Here is an 18,906-nt window from a genome sequence, read left to right as displayed (position 1 = left end):
TTTCAATTTAAGATTGCGGTACAGTCATATCACCAGAATGAATACGACCTGCTTTTTTAAGAGCAATGTAAAGTATATAAGAAACAGCTACTGGAATGACGATATAAGTAATTACCATCGCCGGGAGAACTTCCCATCCTTGGCTGGAAATTAAATTAATTGGTGCGATAAGAGAACTTAATCCAAGACCTGCAATTTCCTTTCCTGCTTCCAGTTGGAAAATTAATGCTGATACTGGACCGACTATAGCACTGGCGACGACAGTTGGGACGAGAATCATTGGATTTTTAGTGATATTTGGCAATTGTACTTTCGGAGTACAAAGTGCTTGAGCTAATATGCCACCTAAATTGTTTTCTTTTGCTGAGATGACAGAGAATCCGATAAACTGAGCAACGCATCCAGCAAGAGCAGCACCACCTGCAACACCGTCTAAGCTAAGTGCAATTGCTAACGCAGCTGATGAAGCTGGAGAGATAAGTAATAGTCCCCAAACTACTGCAATAACGATAGAAGCGATGAATGGGCTACCAGCTGAGCTATCTTTAATAAACGCTCCAACTGCATTTAAAACAGGAGTAATATTATGAGATAACCAAATGCCTACTAAACCAGAACCTAATATGGCCGCAAATGGAACGAGCATCATATCTAACGCAGTTTTTCCACTTAAACGTTTACCAATATATACAGCTAAAGTTGCTGTTAATAATGCACCGATTGGCTCACCTGTTTTAATAATTAGACCAGCTTCAGTAATCGAAATGGATCCGGCACCAATCGCTCCGGCTACCATCGCCGAGAAGATTACAAGACCGTTTGCACCGAGCATAAAAGCAATTCCAGCACCAATTGCCGGTGCCATTAGTGATTTTGCAACAACTCCGATTGTAATAAGTAATGGTATATCAACAATTCTTCCTATATTTTCGATCAGTAAACCAATTCCGAGGGATACGAAAATACCTTGTGCGATTCCAGCAGATGCTTTAAATACACGAGACATTATATATTCCTTCATTTGTTTCACCTTCTCCTATAAGTTAGTAACCAATTGTTTTCATATAATCACGTAAAATATCGTTTGATTTTGCGAATCGAGATTCTTCATCCTCTGTTAAATTGAGTTCTACAACTTCTCTTATACCGTCTCTAGTAATAATAGCTGGTACTCCTGTACAAATATCATATTCACCGTACTCACCATCTAAAATGGCTGATACAGCAATGACACGGTGATCATCATTAAAGATTGAACTCGCAATATATGCTAGAGAATTTCCAATCCCGTAATAAGTAGTTCCTTTACGTTTATAAATTTCCCAGCCAGCTTTTGCAGTCTTCTCAACAATTTCATCTAAATCTATTTCACCAAATCGTTCTTTTTGTTCTTCTAAAATTTGCAGAATTGGCTTTCCACCAACAGTTACATGAGACCAAGCAACCATTTGAGAATCACCATGTTCTCCTAATGAATACCCATGAATACTACGAGGATCTACATGTAGCATTTCAGATAAAATTGTTCTTAAGCGAGAAGAATCTAGTGATGTACCAGTACCGATTACGCGATTTCTAGGTAATCCAGATAATTTCCACACTTCATATGTAATAATATCAACTGGGTTCGATGCAAGTAAGAAAATACCATCAAATCCACTTGCCATTACACCACCAACAACACTTTCCATAATCTTCGCACTCGCTCCTAAAGTATCTAAGCGACTTTGTCCAGGTTTTGGTGCTGGCCCTGCTGTAATAATGGCAATGTCCATATCTTTACAGTCTTCATAGCTTCCTGCATATACTTTTGTTCTTGTATTTGTAAAGTTAATGCAATGTGATAAATCCATTGCTTCCCCAACTGCACGTTCATGATTTATATCAATTAATAATAGCTCTTCGCAAATCCCTTGATTTACAATGGAATACGCACAACTTGATCCAACTAATCCAGTACCGATAATTGCAATTTTTCTTGTATGTCTTTTCATAGCAATCTCTCCTAATTGATCATATAATCTATTTCTTTTGTTCTTTACATTCTTAATTATAGAGGTTCCCACGATAGAAACCATGGATACTTTGTGAAATGTTGAACAAAATTTTTGTCCTTTTTGTGAATTGTCATATTCCATTTTCGTCATATTTGTTACAACTGGAAAAATATTTATTATGTATTTATTGACACATACAAAAAGAAAACGAGCGAATAAATTCGCTCGTTTTCTTTTTCCTGTTATTCCGCACTTAATTGACTTTTTAATTGCTGTACAATCATTGGATTAGCAGGTGCTGCCGGTTTGTAATAACTCTTTTGCTTTGCGTACTCATACATATTACGTTGGCGCGCCTCGTCTTGATTACGAATTTGAATTAACGTTTGATGTAACTGTTCATTATCAGACTGAGCAATATAATTTGCATAGCTTGTTAAACTCGCATTTAATCCTGCTAAATAATCATTTACCATATCTTTTTCATTCATCTTTCTCTTCCTCCTATCCTAGGAAAGTCATTAATTGCTGTTTCGTATTTCGTGCATCTTGCGCATCTTTTTGTAGCATTTGTTTCAGTTGTGGATCTGTACACGTCTGTGCATACTGCTCCAACTTGTTAATAATTGTTGCGTGTCCACCAATTAAATGACGTAAGTTTTCTACTTCAAGCTCTGTTAAGTTTTGCATATAACATACCCGCCTTTCTTTGTTCATTCATCATTAGTATTTGGTTCTTTTTGGATTGTATTCATCAACTTTTCCCACATATAAAAAAAATAAAAGATGAATAGCTAAGCCATTCATCTTTTATACTGGTTATGTATTTATTTTTATAGAGATACAATCATACTTATACTCACAAGTAAGTTCCATATAATGTGTAAAATAATACTAGGTATAATAGATTGCGTCTTTTTGTATAACATAGCAAATACAATTCCCATAATCATTGCCGTAACCGGAAAACCACCATGAAGAATCCCAAAGATGAAGGAAGAAATAATGATACCAACTAGAAAACTATATTTCTTTTCAAAAAATCGATACAAAATACCTCTATATAAAATTTCTTCTTTAATTGGTGTAATTATAGCAACACTTAACACATATATAATACTTTGTAGACTATTTTGAAGTCCTAAGCTCCCTAATTGTTCTCGCTGCTGCCCTGCACTTTCAAAGCTAAACAACTCTAACATTACATACTGAGTTAATGCAATGATGATAAAACCTATTAATAAATACAAGTAGGTTTTCCCATTTTTTAAAACAGATACATCCCATATGTTCTTAATAAAATGAAGCACTGGTTTATAAGCAAATAAAACAATAGTAACAACAGCTGCATCAAATAGAAGTAAATAATATCCCTCTAAATTAGCACGTAATACCTCTTCTCCAAAAATTCCAAGGGCTAAAGCAAGGAATAATCCCCCTAAGAGTGAGAACCCTAGAATGCTTGCAATCGTTACAACTAGATTTTTATATGTTATGTTATCTACTTCTCTTTCTGCATTATACGCGTCTAATACTGTTTTTCTCATACTATTCCTCCATTTGTTTTCATTACCTTAACAAAAATCCTTTAATACAAATATATAGATAATATAACAATTTTTTCAAAAAGAATAATATGCAATTTTACATATTATGAAAACTTTATATTTTATAGTTTTAGGAATAGAATTGCTATGCAATAATTATTATATGAAATTTTAAAAAATACTTCCTATCCACTATAACCCTCGCATCATATAAAACTTATTAGTTAAAGGAGCAATGAACATGAAAACACATGACTTCCTTACAGAAATCCAGAAGGGCTCTGAGCCTAGTCCATATCAAGATCCTATTGCTTTTATTTTCGTTTGCCTTTCCGTAGTCATATACACATTTTTCAAACCTGTAAAATAATATCATGTAATGAGAAAAAGCCTACCGCTCTTTTCGAATTATATGTACTAAAAAACCTTAGAATCACTTCTAAGGTTTTTGTTTGCCTCGCTTCTTATTCACGTAACCCTTTAATAAACGTTTCCAACAATACATGTAAACTTATATCTAAATCTAACGGCAAACCAAATCCGCCCTGTTGTTCAATCGAAGCAAATCCATGACAAATACTTCTGAATCCGCGTGTCGCATGAAGTGCATTCTCTCCTTCTAAGCCATACTGTTGTAAAACCTGAAGACAAAGCTTTACAATTCCGTCACCTGCTTTTCTTACTTCTTCATCTCGTAAAAAAGTTGCTTCATATAGTCCAGGATGTTTTCGGACAAATGCTACATACGCTTCTCCTAAAGCATGAATTGCTTCATCCATCCGTTTATCCTCGGCAGCTTCTTCCAGTCTGTTATGCAGCTTTTTGATTCCGTAAATGCCAAGATTTTTCCGTACATCTTGTAACCCTTTTACATGATTATATAGTGAGGGCGAACGTACCCCTAACGTTTGCGCTAATGAAGCTAACGTTACTTCTTGTACTCCATTTGCATCTGCAATTTCTGCTGCTGTTTCTACAATTTTTTGTAATGTAAGTCCGATTCTCGGTGACATCAATTAACCCTCTTTTCTACTTTCTATATTCCGCTTCGCTTCTTTAATAGCAAGCTCTATGAAAGCCACTGGATCGTTTATCATTTTTCCATGTCCTGCCGCAAGCAAGGAAGCCTCATATTCTCTTAACTTCTCTGCACTTTGTAATGATATTTCTTTGCTCCACGTTGCCATCGCCGGAAACGGAAACCAAAATTTCATTTGTCCTGAAACAGCCATACCTCCTCTTGTTTGGAATGCATCTCCGACAATAAGAGCTTTATTTCTTACATCAAGAAACGACATGGAGCCTGGCGTATGTCCCGGTGTCATAATCGCAAGAAGCGATCCAACTCGGTCGCCATCTTCTAATAAAATATCAGGTACCGTTTTTAATTTTTTAGGTACACCGCCTTTTATCGGTATATTCGGTTCATCCTTTTGTAACGTCATATCTCCTTCTAACAGCTTTGCGTCCCGTTTAGAAATATAGACTGGAACATGAGGAAGTACTTCCTTTAATGCATCTAATGCACCGATGTGATCATCATGCGCATGTGTTAATACAATCTTAGTAATTGGTTTTCCTATTTTCTCAGCCACCTGTAAAATACCTTTTGCGCTATATGGCAAAGCCGCGTCAATTAAAGTTAAACCATCATCTTCCTCTACAAAGTAACAATTTACAGGAAACGCTCTTGGCAAAAATGACAATTGATATACCGTTTTTTCATGTATCATCCTCATAGTCCCATCTCCCTTTTCACGAAAACTAATACAATTAGTTTTATTATACTAATGGTATTAGTTTTATGTCACTAAAAAAATTTTTTTCAAAAAAAAGAACAGTAGCCGTATAAACGACTACTGTTCTTTAAAGATATTAAACTGTGTAACGCTCATCTTCTAAAATTTTCGCAGCGATTTCACGTTTCTTCGGAATTACGTTAAGTGGTGTGTGGCGAGTTAATTTACGTAATGATGATAACATCATGCGCAGCATGTCGCCGTTTTCAACTGCGATAAGTGTTTCTTTCGCATCTGCTTCGATTTCGTTAAATGCTTCTTGGCAGAATACTTCAGTGTATAACACTTTTTGTTTATTCTTTTCAAGACCAGTTGTTTTGATCGCTTTTTCTGTACGAAGAACAGCTGATTCCATTGCGTATAGATTGCTTACGATGTCAGCGATATTCACAAGAATTTCTTGCTCTTTATCTAATGCTTTACCGTATTTTTGAGCCGCTAATCCAGCTACCATTAAGCCGATTTTCTTCGCATTAGTTACTAAATACTTTTGAAGTGCTAATGGCTCATCGCCTACTTCTTCTGGCATCATCATCATTAACTCTTCTTGTAATTTTTGTGCTTTTTGAAGAAGTGGTAATTCACCTTTCATCGCTTTACGTAAGAACGTACCTGGTACGATTAGGCGGTTAATTTCGTTCGTTCCTTCGAAAATACGGTTAATACGAGAATCACGGTACATTCTTTCAATCTCGTACTCTGCCATAAATCCGTAACCACCGTGAATTTGAACACCTTCATCTACTGTATAGTCTAATACTTCAGAACCGAATACTTTGTTTAAAGAGCACTCGATTGCATATTCAGCGATAGAAGCTGCTACTGCTTTACCGTCTTTTACTTCTTCTTCAGATAATGTGCTCATGCGGCTTTCGAATAAACCTACTGTACGATATACAGAACTTTCAGCTGCATATGTTTTTGCTGCCATATTCGCAAGTTTCTCTTGAATTAATGGGAAGCGAGCGATTGGTTGTTTGAACTGTTGACGTTGGTTTGCATATTGTGCTGAAATTTCTACTGCACGTTTCGCAGATCCAACTGTACCAACACCTAATTTATAACGACCGATATTTAAAATGTTGAATGCGATAATATGACCTTTACCGATTTCACCAAGTAAGTTTTCTTTCGGTACTAACGCATCTTCTAAAATTAACGTACGAGTTGAAGAACATTTAATACCCATTTTCTTTTCTTCTGGGCTTGTAGATACGCCAGCGTAGTCTTTCTCTACGATAAATGCTGAGAAGTGCTCTCCATCGATTTTTGCATATACAACGAATACGTCAGCAAATGCAGAGTTTGTAATCCACTGTTTTTCACCATTTAATACGTAATGTGTACCTTCTGCATTTAAACGTGCAGTTGTTTTTGCACCTAATGCGTCAGATCCTGAACCTGGCTCTGTTAATGCGTATGCAGCTAATTTTTCACCAGTTGCAAGTAATGGTAAATACTTTTTCTTTTGCTCTTCGTTACCAAATAATACGATTGGTAAAGATCCGATACCTACGTGAGCACCGTGAGTAATTGCAAAGCCACCAGCGCGAGAGAATTTCTCTGCGATTAACGCTGAGCTTACTTTATCAAGACCAATTCCGCCGTACTCTTCTGGTACGTCAGCGCCTAATAAACCAAGTTCCCCAGCTTCTTTTAAAAGACGAACTGAACGATCAAATTCATGTTGCTCTAAATATTCAAGCTCTGGAAGAACTTCATTTACGATAAAGTCCTCTGTCGTTTTTGCAATCATTTTATGCTCAGATGAAAAATCTTCTGGCGTAAACACTTGATCAATCGTAATCTCATCTACTAAAAAGCTACCGCCTTTAACCGCATTTCCTACTGTTTTTTCCATGAAAATTTCCTCCTTCATATTTTCATGAGCCGCTTCTCTCTTTTTGAAAAAAGCTGACCCTCCCTTTTTTTATAAACCTTTGTTGCTTCCATTCTTTGCATTGGCAGCGTCTCGTTCTGAGCGAACCGCTTCCACTTTTTTTATAATCCAGTTCCAGTGGCTAAAACAGTCGGTCGTTTCCCCCCTTCCTTTGAGGCAAAAAGCGCCTCTTCGTCAGGGCTTCCAACGCCCTCCTGTTCTAAACGAGCCACCTGCACTTTTTTATAATCCAGTTCCAGCGGCTAGAATGTTCGGTGGCTTCGCTTCTTCCTGCGAGGCAGAGAACGCCTCTACGTCTGAAGCTCCATCCCCCTCACATTCTGAACGAGCCGCTTCCACTTTTTATAGTAATTCAAATACTCCCGCTGCTCCCATTCCGCCGCCGATACACATTGTTACGATACCGAATTGTTCGTTGCGGCGTTTCATTTCGTGAATAAGAGATAGTGTTAGTTTTGCCCCTGTACAGCCAAGTGGATGTCCAAGTGCGATTGCACCACCGTTTACGTTTACTTTTTCTTCATCTAAACCAAGTTCACGAATAACTTGAATTGATTGAGAAGCGAATGCTTCATTTAGTTCAAATAAGCCAATATCAGATAGCTCTAAGCCAGCTAGTTTTAGCGCTTTTGGAATTGCAGCGATTGGGCCGATTCCCATTACTTCTGGTGGTACGCCAGCTACTGCAAATGAACGGAATTTCGCAAGTGGCTTCATGCCATCGCTCACTGCTTTTTCGCGATCCATTAATAGTACAGATGCTGCACCGTCACTCATTTGTGAAGAATTACCAGCTGTTACAGAACCGCGAACGTTAAATGCTGGACGTAATTTCCCTAAAATGTCTAGCGTCGTCTCTGCTCTTACACCTTCGTCTTGTGCGAAAGTGATTGTTTCTTCTTGCAGTTTATTGTTTGATCCAACCGAGCGTAACATCACATCTACAGGTACTGTTTCATCAGCAAAGTTTCCTGCAGCTAATGCTTTCGCAGCACGTTGATGACTTCTTACTGCAAATGCATCTTGCTCTTCACGAGAAATTCCATATTTCACAGCAACTTGCTCTGCTGTATGTCCCATACCCATATAATATTCTGGAGCCGCTTCTACAAGGCGACTATTCGGACGAACAACGTGTCCCATCATTGGAACTAAACTCATTGATTCTGCTCCGCCTGATAATACAGCTTCAGAGTGACCAAGCATAATACGCTCTGCTCCGTAAGCGATACTTTGTAAACCTGAAGAACAGTAACGGTTAATCGTAATAGCTGGAACATCGTAAGAAAGTCCTGCTAATCCGCCGATATTACGAGCCATATTTAAACCTTGCTCTGCTTCTGGCATCGCACAACCGAAAATTAAATCATCGATTGGTCCTTCATAATTCGCACGCTTTAACGTTTCCTTTACTACTAACGCCCCTAGATCGTCAGGACGAACTGTTTTTAATGAACCCCTCTTTGCCTTTCCAATTGGTGTTCTTGCTCCCGCAACAATGACAGCTTCTCTCATGAACGATATCTCCCCTCGTTATTAGTTACGTAATGGCTTTCCTTTTACAAGCATGTGCTGCATTCTTGCTTGTGATTTCATCTCACTTACTAAGCTAATAAATGCTTCACGTTCTACATCTAATAAATATTGCTCATCAACTTCTGTTCCGTACGGTACTTTTCCGCCCGCAATGACATATGCAAGTTTCTTCGCAATGTGAAGGTCATACTCTGAAATGTAACCAGATAAATGCATTGCTTCTGCACCAAGTGCAAGAGTTGCATATCCTGTTTCCCCAACAACTGGTATCTTTTTGCGGATTGGCGCTTTGTAACCAGCTTCATATAAAGCAAGTGCTTTCTGTTTCGCATCGTATAGTAAGTGATCACCATTCACACTAATACCATCTTTATCACCTAAGAAGTTATGAGAAACTGCTTCTTGTCCTGAAGTTGAAACTTTCGCCATTGCGACTGTTTCGAACACTTTATTTGCAACTTTTTGCAGATCAAACTCTACACCGTTTGCCATTTTGTTTAAGTGTTTAATGTATAGCTCTTTATTACCGCCTCCGCCAGGGATTAAGCCAACACCAACTTCTACTAAGCCCATATACGTTTCACTAGAAGCTTGAATGCTCGCTGCTGGTAAGCAAACTTCTGTACCTCCGCCAAGCGTCATACCATATGGTGCTGCTACAACTGGCTTAGAAGAGTACTTAATTTTCGTCATTGCATCTTGGAAGTTTTTCACAACTAACTCAATTTCAAAGTAGTTGTCGTCTTGTGCTTCCATTAAGATCATTGCTAGGTTCGCACCAACGCAGAAGTTCTTCGATTGGTTACCGATAACAAGACCTTTATAATTCTTTTCTACTTCATCAACAGCGTAGTTAATCATTTGCGTAATATCCATACCGATTGCATTGCTCTTCGAATGGAACTCTAAGCAAAGGATGCCGTCGCCTAAATCAATTAAGCTCGCTCCGCTATTTTTCTTTAATACACCATTTTTCGCTTTTAATTGCTTAAGAGAAATTGCTTTTTTATTACGCTCGATTAGCTTATATTCGCCATTATCGTAATAGTAGCTATCGCCGTTATCATGTTTATAGAAAGTAGTGAAACCTTTCTCTAACATTTCTTTCACCCAAGTAGGAACAACTACGCCGTTTTCTTCCATCTTTTGAACAGATTTTTCAACGCCGATTGCATCCCACACTTCAAATGGCCCTTGCTCCCATCCAAAGCCCCACTTCATCGCTTGGTCAATTGCAACGATATCGTCAGCAATTTCTTTATGAAGTTTTGCAGAGTATAAAAGAGTTGGTGTAATGATGTTCCATAATAACTCTCCTGCACGGTCTTTTGCGTATACAAGCGCTTTCAATTTATTCGCTAATCCTTTTTCTTGTTTACTTAACTCTACGGATGCAGCTTTTAATTTTTTACGCGCTTCGTATTCCATCGTTTCAGGATTTAATTCTAAAATTTCTTTTCCTTGTTTTAAGAAGAAGCCTTGACCCGTTTTACTTCCAAGCCATTTTTTCTCCAGCATGTCATGCATGAAAGCTGGTACTTTAAATACATCACGCTCTTCTTCTTGCACATTTTCATATACGTTATTTGCAACGTGTACGAATGTATCTAAACCGACAACATCTAATGTGCGGAACGTTGCGCTCTTCGGACGACCAATAAGTGGGCCTGTTACAGAATCAACTTCCCCAATGCTATAGCCGCGTTTTACCATCTCTTGAAGAGTAACAAGTAAACCGTACGTACCGATGCGGTTTCCAATAAAGTTTGGTGTATCTTTTGCGATAACAACGCCTTTTCCAAGAACGTCTTCGCCAAATAGTTTCATGAAGCTTAATACTTGTGGATCTGTTTCTTTCGTCGGTATTACCTCTAGAAGTTTTAAATATCGTGGTGGGTTAAAAAAGTGTGTGCCTAAGAAGTGTTTCTGGAAGTCGTCTGAACGACCTTCTGCCATTTTTTCAACTGAAATACCTGACGTATTCGAGCTTACGATAGAACCCGGTTTACGAACCGCATCTACTTTTTCAAATAGTTTCTTTTTAATATCTAAGTTTTCAACTACTACTTCAATAATCCAATCTACATCAGCTAGACGCTCAAGGTCATCTTCTAAGTTACCTGCTTCAATCAGTGCTAAATTTCCTTTCACTGTCAGAGGAGCTGGTTTTTGCTTTAATAGTTTTTGCACAGCCGTATTACTAAAACGATTTCTCACACTTTTATGTTCTAATGTAAGTCCCTTCGCTTCTTCTTCTTTCGTAAGCGCAGGTGGTACAATATCAAGCAATAATGTCGGAATACCAATATTAGCTAAGTGTGCCGCAATTCCCGAACCCATTACGCCTGAACCTAGAACAGCAGCCTTTTTAATTTGGAACATCCAATTCTCCCCCTATTCTTGAATGAATGCTCATTCAATTTTTCGACATAAGTCGCAATCAATGAGTGAGCCTCTACTAATAAATATATGATACTGTTTAAATTTTCGCAATATATTTATTGATAAAATTTTCTGAAATAAATATTTTTCTTTCATTTGGCTATGCTATACATGTGTATTTTCTTTGTTTAAATGCACTTTTCCTTTTTATAATCTGACGAAACTGGAGGAATATATATGGCAAAACTTAAGAAGAACCCTTCAAAGGCTGGAATTAGTGCAGCTAGTGTAACTGGAAACGCAGGTCCACATAATCACGGTGTTGAAAAAGGACGCCAAGGTAATAACCAACAATATAAAAAGCATAATATGGGCGAAAAATAACGCTATATTTTTGGGCAGAGAACGTGGCATAATGATTAATGGCTGCTTTTTCTGCCCAATTTATTTGTAACAAATGAGGGAATTATAATGAAACGAACAATAGTTATGATTGTAATGATTGCCACACTATTTACAGGGATGATTTTCTTCTCTTATGCACAAAGGCAACAAGCTGTAAGAGCTGATCAACCTAATATTACTGGGCAATATGGAGTTACAATCGATGCAGACACAGGTGAAGTTTTGTATGGAAAACGCGAAGACGAACGCTCTTATCCGGCTAGTATAGCCAAAATGATGACAACCCTTCTTTTACTAGAGAATGTAAAAGAAGATGAAGAAATTACAGTTACAGAAAACGCAATTAAAACAGAAAGTCAAAGTAAGAAAATTAAACTTCGTGCTGGGGAAAAGTTAAAACGTGATGAGGCATTAAAACTGATGCTTATCATTAGTGCAGATCCAATAGCTGAATCCATCGCAGAACATATTGCAGGATCAAAAAATGAATTTGTGAAAATGATGAATGCTAGAGCGAAGGAACTCGGTACAAAGCATGCGACTTTCAAGAACGCAAGTGGTGCTGATGCACTTGGAAATAAAGTATCGCCATATGACATTGCTATTATTACGAAAGAAGCATTAAAGTATCCAGTTGTTTTAGAATATATGAATTCAACACGTACAACTCTACATACTTCAGAACGCTCTCCAAACATCGCAAACTACGGACGAGAAGAACTATATGACGATCCATATGCGATTGGAAGTAAAAGCGGTCTATCAGCACTTGGCAAATATACAGTCGTAACAGTGGATGAAAAAGACGGTAAACGCGTCATTAACGTCGTATTATCTTCTACTCGCGCGCAACTATATCCTGATACGAAGAAAATGGCACATTATGCATTTCAGCAATTAAAATAACCAAGGAGTATTTTCTCCTTGGTTATTTTTTAACCATACCTTTTAATACGAACGCAACGTTTGCTGGACGCTCTGCTAGACGGCGCATGAAATATCCATACCAATCGTTTCCATAAGGTACGTAAACACGCATTTTGTAACCTTCTTTTACTAGCTCAAGTTGACGCTCATTACGAATACCATATAACATTTGGAATTCAAATTGATCCCTTGGAATATTATGTTCTTCAGCAAGTTTTTTTGTATATTCAATAATCGCTTCGTCATGTGAAGCAATTGCAGTATAATTTCCATTTAATAAGTGCATTTTAATAATCTTTTTATAATTGTCATCTACATCTTTCTTGTCCGGGAACGCCACTTCTTCAGGTTCTTTATAAGCTCCTTTTACAAGACGTAAATTAGGTTTATAAGCATTTAAATCCTCAATATCTTTTTCTGTACGATATAGGTAAGCTTGAATAACAGTACCAATATTATCGTACTCAGATTTTAACTGTTTAAAGATATCAATTGTTTTACCACAGCGTGTATAATCTTCCATATCAATTGTAACGAACACACCATTTTCTTTTGCAGCTTCTAAAATACGGCGCATATTGTTCATTACGATTTCATCAGAGATATCTAATCCCATAGAAGTCATCTTTAAAGAAAGCTGCGAATCAAGACCTTCTCTTCCAATTGCACGGATCGCTTCAATCGATTGGTTAGCCATTTCATTTGCTTCCGCTTCATTATCAACGAATTCACCTAAATAATCGATTGTTACACAAAGACCTTGCTTATTTAATTGTTGAATGGCAGCTGTCGCTAATTCAATCGTCTCCCCTGCGACGAAGCGACCTGCACCAAAGCGTAAACCGTACTTTTTAGCCAGTTTTGTTAGCGCTTTATTTTTAGATAAGAAAAGAAACGAATTTCGCATTAATTGTTCCATGTAATTCACCCCTATGACTGTAATTTATCTGTTTTTTACCCCTCTTCAAAATTATATCATTGTTTAAAATTATTGGATACAAATAATTATTTAGATAATTTATAAAATACTATAAAAACATTTAAAAACCTATATTTCTGCTTATAAATATACCCGAAATATTTTTCGACATTTAGAAAAATGGAGTTTAATAGGCATAAAATAGGCATGTCGAAAATATTCGACATGCCTATAAAACCCTTTATATTCCATGTAAATTATATAAGGATATTAATACAGAAAACTTGCGATTATATTTACCTCAAGTTTTTTTATTGCTCATTTCGCTTCTCTTCATTCAGCCTTTTAATATCTGTAATTAACTGTACCATCTCTTCTTTCGCATCTGGATAAGTTTCATTCCAATGCTTTACTAAAGCTGGCATCGTCTTAGCTATGTAAGAATACAGTGCCCACTTCTGTACCTGTTCTTTTCTCTCTTCATTGCTCTCTCCAAGTAACAGCTCAGTATATTTCTCCAGTAAACCATCAAACTGCTCGTTAAACTTTTCACTCATCTTATTTACCTCCTATATGAAAAAAGCAGCGAAGATCGCTGCTTTTTCTTATAATTTTGATCGAACAGAGTTTAATTTCTTCTCCATTGTGCTTACTTTATCACGACGATCATCAATACGAATTGTTGTTGCAACACGCTGTGCACCTTTCGTATACGGAACTTCATGCATTTGTTGAATTACTTCTAGAATGACAGGAAGATCTCCTTCAATAATTGTATTCATCGGCGTTAATTGATACTTCACGCGATCCGCATTTTTCTCTAGCACCTTTTGTACTTCTGCTACATATTCACTAACACTTGGATTACCTGTTCCTACCGGAATAATCGATACATCAACAATTGCCATAGTAGTCTTCCTCCTATAATCGCTTCTTATATATCCATTGTCTATTTTACCGAAATCCTCATCATTTTACTAATATGTTACTCTTCCACTTTAAACTGCTCAACTAATCTTTCTAAATCTCTCATATGTTCTGTCAAACTTTCCATCGTGTGAGCTACCTTTTCTAAATGATTCACCTGTGATTCCGTTGCAGCATGTACCTCTTCGGAAACAGCTGCACTTTCTTGACTCGTACCAGCAATTGTGTGCATTACCGCTGTAATTTCTCCTTGCTCGTAACCTATGTTATGTACCTCTTCTACAATTTTTTCAACTGAAGTACTAATCGTATTTACAACTGACATAATTGTGCGGAACTCCATTTCTGCCTCTGTCGTCACTTTATTTTGCACATCTGCAATGTCTTTCAATTTACTTACAACTTCTACAACTCTTTTTACTTCTACTTGCACATCACCAATCATCGTTGTGATTTCTCCGGTTGCCTCTTTTGATTGTTCCGCTAATTTCCGAACCTCTTCAGCAACAACCGCAAATCCCTTACCTTGCTCACCTGCACGGGCAGCTTCAATCGAAGCATTTAAAGCAAGTAAATTTGTTTGATCCGAAATGCCTTTTATAAGCTCAACAACATTTTGAATCGATCCAACTCTTTGTTCTAACTTATCCGATGCTTCTTCTGTATGAACAACAATCGAAGATGATTGTCCCCTCGTACGGATTAAATTCCTCATTGTATTTAATCCTTGCTTAGATGCCTCTTCCGCTTTGCCAGCCACTCCTTTTATTTCACCAACGGAGCTATTCATTTGTTCCACTGACTCCGCCATATTCTCGAGCTGAGCTGAAACTTCATCCACACTATTCGCAAGAGTAGAAGCTCCTCCGCTCACATCATCCATCGCTCCTGAAACTTCTCTACTAGCCGCTACTGTTTCGTTCGTTAAATAATGTAAACTATTCGTTGATTGTTGCACCGTTGATACGCTGTTTTTAATTTTACTTACCATTTCATTCATTTGTTCAACCATATCATTAAAGTGCTTCGTCAACTCTCCAACTTCATCTTTACTTGTCACTTTCATTCGCAGCGTTAAATCGCCTTCTGCTACTTTTTGAACGTGATTCTTTAATAGTTGCAGTGGTCTTGCTAATCTTCTTGAGAATAAGTAGGAAGCTACGATTCCAACTAATAAACTAATACATGCCATTATAATAACTGTATTTCTCGTACTATTTAATAGCCCATCGATCGTTTCTTTCGGATAAAAGATTCCTATTGTCCATTTCATCGTATCAAATGATTGACTATAAACAACTACATCTTCACCTTTTATTGTAGTGACCGCATATTTTGTTCCCTCTTTATTTAAGCTCTTTATAAGCGGCTCTTTAGAAACATCTTTCCCTATCTTTTCTGGATAAACAAGAGCCATATTTTTATCATTTATAATAAACATTTCTCCGTCATTATTGTATTGAATATTGTGAAGCAACTTCTGAATCGTCCCAAGCGATACATCCATCGCAACAACGCCTAATACAGACCCATCTTGAGCTGTAATTGCTTTAGAAACACCTACACTTAACTTGCCTGTTGCAATTTCATAAGAAGGTTGTCCCCAATGGACCTTTTTTACATCAGCCTCTGAATCTTTATACCATGGTCTTGTCGTTGGATCGTATCCTTCTGGCACTTGCCCACCTTCAGCAAGATTGGCACTTAATGTTTTTTTATCTTTCGTACCAATATATAAATCTAAAATACCAGGATGATTCTTTTTATACTCCGCAAACTCTTTCGTTAAAAACGCTTCCTCTTCCGGAGTAACCCCACCTTGAAGCATATTACGAATCATCTCACTGTTCGCGTAATACCCCATATCTTCATCCGTTCTTTGAACAAATGTCGTAAGTTGCTCTGTCACAAGATCCATCGCATTTTGAGAATACTCGTCTAAGGAGCGCACTTCCTTTTCTTTCTGTAATTGATACACAGCTGTACCCAATATTACGAACATCATAGAAATAAGTACTGAAAACACTACCGCAATTTTTAAACGTAAACTTCTTAACATTTTCCCCCAAGCATCCCCTTCGTATTAAATTAAAATCTTATTAATCATTATATTAAGTATAATAGATAAAATTAAAAAATTGAAATTAATTCTCACCTTAATACAATTAGAAAACGGACTACCACTTGTGCAAAAACAAATAGTTCATTATCCTTAAAATATAATCTCATTCGTTCGGAGGGAACTATGTTACAAAAATTCGGTTTCTCACAATATGAAAGCCAAGCTTATGAAGTTGTCGTATCAAGCAATGAACCATTAGATGCTACAACAATTGTGAAGCATTCAGGTGTTCCAAAAGCAAAAATATATGAAGTACTAGCACGCCTAATCGATAAAGGAATGGTAATGGATTCTGTTTCAGAAAAGAAAAAATTGTATACAGCATTACCACTAAAACTAGCAATTGAAAAATTAACGACAGAATTCCAATCAAATATTAAAGAACTGGAAACAAATATATCAAAAAAATCATTTACAGATGACCGTGTGTGGAGCTTAAAAATGCAATCTTCTATTCGAGTTCAAAGTAAAGAACTCATTGAAAGTGCACAAGAATCAATCCGTATTTCAGCTTGGAATGATACTCTTTTAGAATATCTCCCTTTACTAGAACAAAAAGCAAAACAAGGTGTTCAAATTGAATCCCTTATTGTTGGAGAAGTAGAAACAGACTTAGAAAACATGCATTTTCTAATCCCAGCTGAAGAACCTAATGCATTAGAGCGCTACTTGCTACTTATCGTTGACGATCGTGAAATTTTATTTGCTGGCGTAGAACAAGAGTCATGGCAAGCGATGAAAACAATGTCACAACCTTTCGTAAAGTTCTTTACAGAATTTTTCTATCACGACGTTGCACTTGCAAAGATTACCCAGAAGCACCACGATCTCTTTATGAAAGATGATGAAATTAAGAGTTTGTTAATGAAATTAAGATACTAATTAAATAATAAAAAGGAGTCTAGTTTTTCACTTAGACTCCTTTTTATTTTGTTCCTTTATCTCCATCAACAGCTCAATGATTTTCTCATTTTGCTCTACCTGTTTCTCTGAATTTTGATAGATGAAACGAATCCATCTAAAAACAATGATAACTACAAATAACGGCAATACTGTGAATATAAAACCAATAATTGAATAATCCATATACTATCACCTCGCTATATACCCTTTTCTCCATCTTTCTACTAAAACCTGCAATTTTTTACAAATAAAAAAGAACCTATCAAACGATAGATTCTTCTTTTACGAACTGAGTAGAGCGTCCTCTCGTAATCGAGAAAATCGCGCAAAGCAGTGCTAATATAATAAAGCCACCGCCTACCCAAGCATTATATATAACAGATGATTTTTCAATAACAACTCCGCCTACTGTTGAACCAAGTGCAATTCCTAAATGAAGCGCAGAGTTATTTAAACCTTGCTGAATACCAGCTGATTCCGGTGCAATTTCAATTAAATAATTTTGCTGTGCTGGTGAAATCGCCCAGCTCAGCATACTCCAAAGTCCCATCATAATGATGAAGAGCGGGAATGAGAATGTCATTAATGGCAGTATGAAGATTGCACACGCAAATACGATAATGATAGAAATAATACTTTTCTTCGATCCCCATTTATCAGCAAGCCAGCCACCGAATCCGCCGCCGATTACTGCTGCGATTCCGAAAATAAAGTAAAACACACTAATCCAGTTTGCTTCAACATGCATAACATCTTTTAAAAACGGTGTTAAATATGCATACAATGTTAAATGCCCCGTTAAAAACAAAAATGATGTTAACTGTGCACTTACAATTTTTTTATCTTTTAAAGTAGCAAGTTGTTCTTTTATTGATAATACCGATGTCGGTGGTACCTTCGTTAAGAACAATGAAATACAAGCTATTGCCATAACTGTTAACACAGAAATTAATACAAATGGTGCACGCCATCCGTATGCATTTCCGAGTACAAGACCGAGCGGTACTCCAAGTACAAGTGATCCACTAATTCCCATAAAAATGATTCCAATTGCACGCGCACGAAAATGCGGTTCTACTACACTAGACGCAAGTGTTACCGATAGTGCAATAATTAATGAACCACTCGCCGCACAAATAACCCTTGAGAACATTAGCATTCCGTAATTCACACTAAATGCGGAAATAATATTTCCGATTAAGAAAATCGATAATGCTCCAACATACAATGTTTTTCTTTCAAACTTCCCTGTCACAGCTAATAAAACTGGACCTGACAAAGCAAATACTACCGAAAATATTGTTATAAGCTGACCAGCTGCGCTAATAGATACTCCTAAATCATTGGCAACTAAATCGAGCGTTCCTCCTATAATTAACTCAACCGTTCCGACTACGAAAGCCGCGATAGCTAAAATATAAACACGAAAATTCAAGTCTTTCCCCACGCTTTCTATTTTGGTTACTACGATTATAGTAACCAAAATAGAAAATGGACGCAAGTATAATTTTTTTACAGTAAAAAAGGTAGGCGTATTATACG

The 18,906-nt window shown here is 36.9% G+C and carries 19 protein-coding genes; 3 read left to right on the top strand and 16 right to left on the bottom strand.

The window, feature by feature from the left end; translation table 11 throughout:
• Positions 1–7 precede the first annotated feature (7 nt).
• The 10 genes from MR112_RS11540 to MR112_RS11495 all read right to left on the bottom strand — a co-directional run bounded on the left by MR112_RS11540 (position 8) and on the right by MR112_RS11495 (position 11,161).
• Positions 8–1,021 (bottom strand): PTS sugar transporter subunit IIC, encoded by a 1,014-nt coding sequence (locus tag MR112_RS11540; RefSeq protein ID WP_000666172.1) that lies wholly within the window; start codon positions 1,019–1,021, stop codon positions 8–10.
• Positions 1,022–1,043: 22 nt separating this feature from the next.
• A complete protein-coding gene (locus MR112_RS11535; protein WP_017657004.1) occupies positions 1,044–1,994 on the bottom strand; it encodes an L-lactate dehydrogenase in 951 nt (316 codons plus the stop codon).
• 245 nt (positions 1,995–2,239) lie between these two features.
• Entirely contained in the window at positions 2,240–2,488 is a 249-nt protein-coding gene (locus tag MR112_RS11530) for a spore coat protein (RefSeq protein ID WP_001002981.1), read from the bottom strand.
• 13 nt (positions 2,489–2,501) lie between these two features.
• A complete protein-coding gene (locus MR112_RS11525) occupies positions 2,502–2,687 on the bottom strand; it encodes a hypothetical protein (RefSeq protein ID WP_001180555.1) in 186 nt (61 codons plus the stop codon).
• A 143-nt stretch (positions 2,688–2,830) separates the two neighbouring features.
• Positions 2,831–3,544 carry a CPBP family intramembrane glutamic endopeptidase gene (locus MR112_RS11520; RefSeq protein ID WP_001232993.1) on the bottom strand — a complete coding sequence of 238 codons (714 nt, stop codon included), beginning with the start codon at positions 3,542–3,544 and terminating at the stop codon, positions 2,831–2,833.
• Positions 3,545–4,008: 464 nt separating this feature from the next.
• On the bottom strand, positions 4,009–4,557 hold the full coding sequence (locus MR112_RS11515) for a TetR/AcrR family transcriptional regulator (protein ID WP_000074925.1): 549 nt from the start codon (positions 4,555–4,557) through the stop codon (positions 4,009–4,011).
• Positions 4,558–4,560: 3 nt separating this feature from the next.
• On the bottom strand, positions 4,561–5,283 hold the full coding sequence (locus MR112_RS11510) for an MBL fold metallo-hydrolase (RefSeq protein ID WP_001242328.1): 723 nt from the start codon (positions 5,281–5,283) through the stop codon (positions 4,561–4,563).
• A gap of 136 nt (positions 5,284–5,419) precedes the next feature.
• Positions 5,420–7,204, bottom strand: coding sequence for an acyl-CoA dehydrogenase family protein (locus tag MR112_RS11505; RefSeq protein ID WP_000416291.1), 1,785 nt, complete (start codon positions 7,202–7,204; stop codon positions 5,420–5,422).
• Positions 7,205–7,585: 381 nt separating this feature from the next.
• Entirely contained in the window at positions 7,586–8,758 is a 1,173-nt protein-coding gene (locus MR112_RS11500; RefSeq protein WP_001206323.1) for an acetyl-CoA C-acetyltransferase, read from the bottom strand.
• Between the two features lie 21 nt (positions 8,759–8,779).
• Positions 8,780–11,161, bottom strand: coding sequence for a 3-hydroxyacyl-CoA dehydrogenase/enoyl-CoA hydratase family protein (locus tag MR112_RS11495; RefSeq protein WP_000486377.1), 2,382 nt, complete (start codon positions 11,159–11,161; stop codon positions 8,780–8,782).
• 237 nt (positions 11,162–11,398) lie between these two features.
• Between MR112_RS11495 and MR112_RS11490 the strand changes: the two genes are divergently transcribed.
• Entirely contained in the window at positions 11,399–11,545 is a 147-nt protein-coding gene (locus tag MR112_RS11490) for a YuzL family protein (protein ID WP_001096344.1), read from the top strand.
• 87 nt (positions 11,546–11,632) lie between these two features.
• On the top strand, positions 11,633–12,472 hold the full coding sequence (locus MR112_RS11485; RefSeq protein WP_000831462.1) for a D-alanyl-D-alanine carboxypeptidase family protein: 840 nt from the start codon (positions 11,633–11,635) through the stop codon (positions 12,470–12,472).
• Positions 12,473–12,494: 22 nt separating this feature from the next.
• Here MR112_RS11485 and MR112_RS11480 read toward each other — a convergent pair whose 3' ends face one another.
• From MR112_RS11480 to MR112_RS11465, 4 genes are all read right to left on the bottom strand, one after another.
• Positions 12,495–13,412 carry a proline dehydrogenase family protein gene (locus tag MR112_RS11480; RefSeq protein ID WP_000436783.1) on the bottom strand — a complete coding sequence of 306 codons (918 nt, stop codon included), beginning with the start codon at positions 13,410–13,412 and terminating at the stop codon, positions 12,495–12,497.
• 311 nt (positions 13,413–13,723) lie between these two features.
• Entirely contained in the window at positions 13,724–13,969 is a 246-nt protein-coding gene (locus MR112_RS11475; RefSeq protein ID WP_001290594.1) for a YusU family protein, read from the bottom strand.
• Between the two features lie 48 nt (positions 13,970–14,017).
• Positions 14,018–14,320 carry an MTH1187 family thiamine-binding protein gene (locus MR112_RS11470; RefSeq protein ID WP_001018860.1) on the bottom strand — a complete coding sequence of 101 codons (303 nt, stop codon included), beginning with the start codon at positions 14,318–14,320 and terminating at the stop codon, positions 14,018–14,020.
• A gap of 77 nt (positions 14,321–14,397) precedes the next feature.
• Positions 14,398–16,398 carry a methyl-accepting chemotaxis protein gene (locus MR112_RS11465; protein ID WP_048538392.1) on the bottom strand — a complete coding sequence of 667 codons (2,001 nt, stop codon included), beginning with the start codon at positions 16,396–16,398 and terminating at the stop codon, positions 14,398–14,400.
• A 186-nt stretch (positions 16,399–16,584) separates the two neighbouring features.
• Here MR112_RS11465 and MR112_RS11460 point away from each other — a divergent pair, with 186 nt between their 5' ends.
• A complete protein-coding gene (locus tag MR112_RS11460; protein WP_000939482.1) occupies positions 16,585–17,343 on the top strand; it encodes a TrmB family transcriptional regulator in 759 nt (252 codons plus the stop codon).
• A 27-nt stretch (positions 17,344–17,370) separates the two neighbouring features.
• On the opposite strand, the gene MR112_RS11455 is transcribed toward MR112_RS11460, so the two are convergent.
• Both MR112_RS11455 and MR112_RS11450 read right to left on the bottom strand, forming a co-directional pair.
• Entirely contained in the window at positions 17,371–17,547 is a 177-nt protein-coding gene (locus tag MR112_RS11455; RefSeq protein WP_000386584.1) for a hypothetical protein, read from the bottom strand.
• 79 nt (positions 17,548–17,626) lie between these two features.
• A complete protein-coding gene (locus MR112_RS11450) occupies positions 17,627–18,811 on the bottom strand; it encodes an MFS transporter (protein WP_002026529.1) in 1,185 nt (394 codons plus the stop codon).
• Positions 18,812–18,906 lie beyond the last annotated feature (95 nt).

This window comes from Bacillus cereus group sp. BfR-BA-01330, assembly GCF_022663885.1.
In the GTDB taxonomy this organism is placed as follows: Bacteria; Bacillota; Bacilli; order Bacillales; family Bacillaceae_G; genus Bacillus_A; species Bacillus_A cereus.
Note: the sequence above shows the minus strand (reverse complement) of the source record. Positions and strands in the feature narration are given on the sequence as shown.

Coding starts and splice junctions, on each gene's coding strand:
- MR112_RS11540 (WP_000666172.1), bottom strand. CDS start 1,021: ATGAAGGAATATATAATGTCTCGTGTATTTAAAGCATCTGCTGGAATC.
- MR112_RS11535 (WP_017657004.1), bottom strand. CDS start 1,994: ATGAAAAGACATACAAGAAAAATTGCAATTATCGGTACTGGATTAGTT.
- MR112_RS11530 (WP_001002981.1), bottom strand. CDS start 2,488: ATGAATGAAAAAGATATGGTAAATGATTATTTAGCAGGATTAAATGCG.
- MR112_RS11525 (WP_001180555.1), bottom strand. CDS start 2,687: ATGCAAAACTTAACAGAGCTTGAAGTAGAAAACTTACGTCATTTAATT.
- MR112_RS11520 (WP_001232993.1), bottom strand. CDS start 3,544: ATGAGAAAAACAGTATTAGACGCGTATAATGCAGAAAGAGAAGTAGAT.
- MR112_RS11515 (WP_000074925.1), bottom strand. CDS start 4,557: ATGTCACCGAGAATCGGACTTACATTACAAAAAATTGTAGAAACAGCA.
- MR112_RS11510 (WP_001242328.1), bottom strand. CDS start 5,283: ATGAGGATGATACATGAAAAAACGGTATATCAATTGTCATTTTTGCCA.
- MR112_RS11505 (WP_000416291.1), bottom strand. CDS start 7,204: ATGGAAAAAACAGTAGGAAATGCGGTTAAAGGCGGTAGCTTTTTAGTA.
- MR112_RS11500 (WP_001206323.1), bottom strand. CDS start 8,758: ATGAGAGAAGCTGTCATTGTTGCGGGAGCAAGAACACCAATTGGAAAG.
- MR112_RS11495 (WP_000486377.1), bottom strand. CDS start 11,161: ATGTTCCAAATTAAAAAGGCTGCTGTTCTAGGTTCAGGCGTAATGGGT.
- MR112_RS11490 (WP_001096344.1), top strand. CDS start 11,399: ATGGCAAAACTTAAGAAGAACCCTTCAAAGGCTGGAATTAGTGCAGCT.
- MR112_RS11485 (WP_000831462.1), top strand. CDS start 11,633: ATGAAACGAACAATAGTTATGATTGTAATGATTGCCACACTATTTACA.
- MR112_RS11480 (WP_000436783.1), bottom strand. CDS start 13,412: ATGGAACAATTAATGCGAAATTCGTTTCTTTTCTTATCTAAAAATAAA.
- MR112_RS11475 (WP_001290594.1), bottom strand. CDS start 13,969: ATGAGTGAAAAGTTTAACGAGCAGTTTGATGGTTTACTGGAGAAATAT.
- MR112_RS11470 (WP_001018860.1), bottom strand. CDS start 14,320: ATGGCAATTGTTGATGTATCGATTATTCCGGTAGGAACAGGTAATCCA.
- MR112_RS11465 (WP_048538392.1), bottom strand. CDS start 16,398: ATGTTAAGAAGTTTACGTTTAAAAATTGCGGTAGTGTTTTCAGTACTT.
- MR112_RS11460 (WP_000939482.1), top strand. CDS start 16,585: ATGTTACAAAAATTCGGTTTCTCACAATATGAAAGCCAAGCTTATGAA.
- MR112_RS11455 (WP_000386584.1), bottom strand. CDS start 17,547: ATGGATTATTCAATTATTGGTTTTATATTCACAGTATTGCCGTTATTT.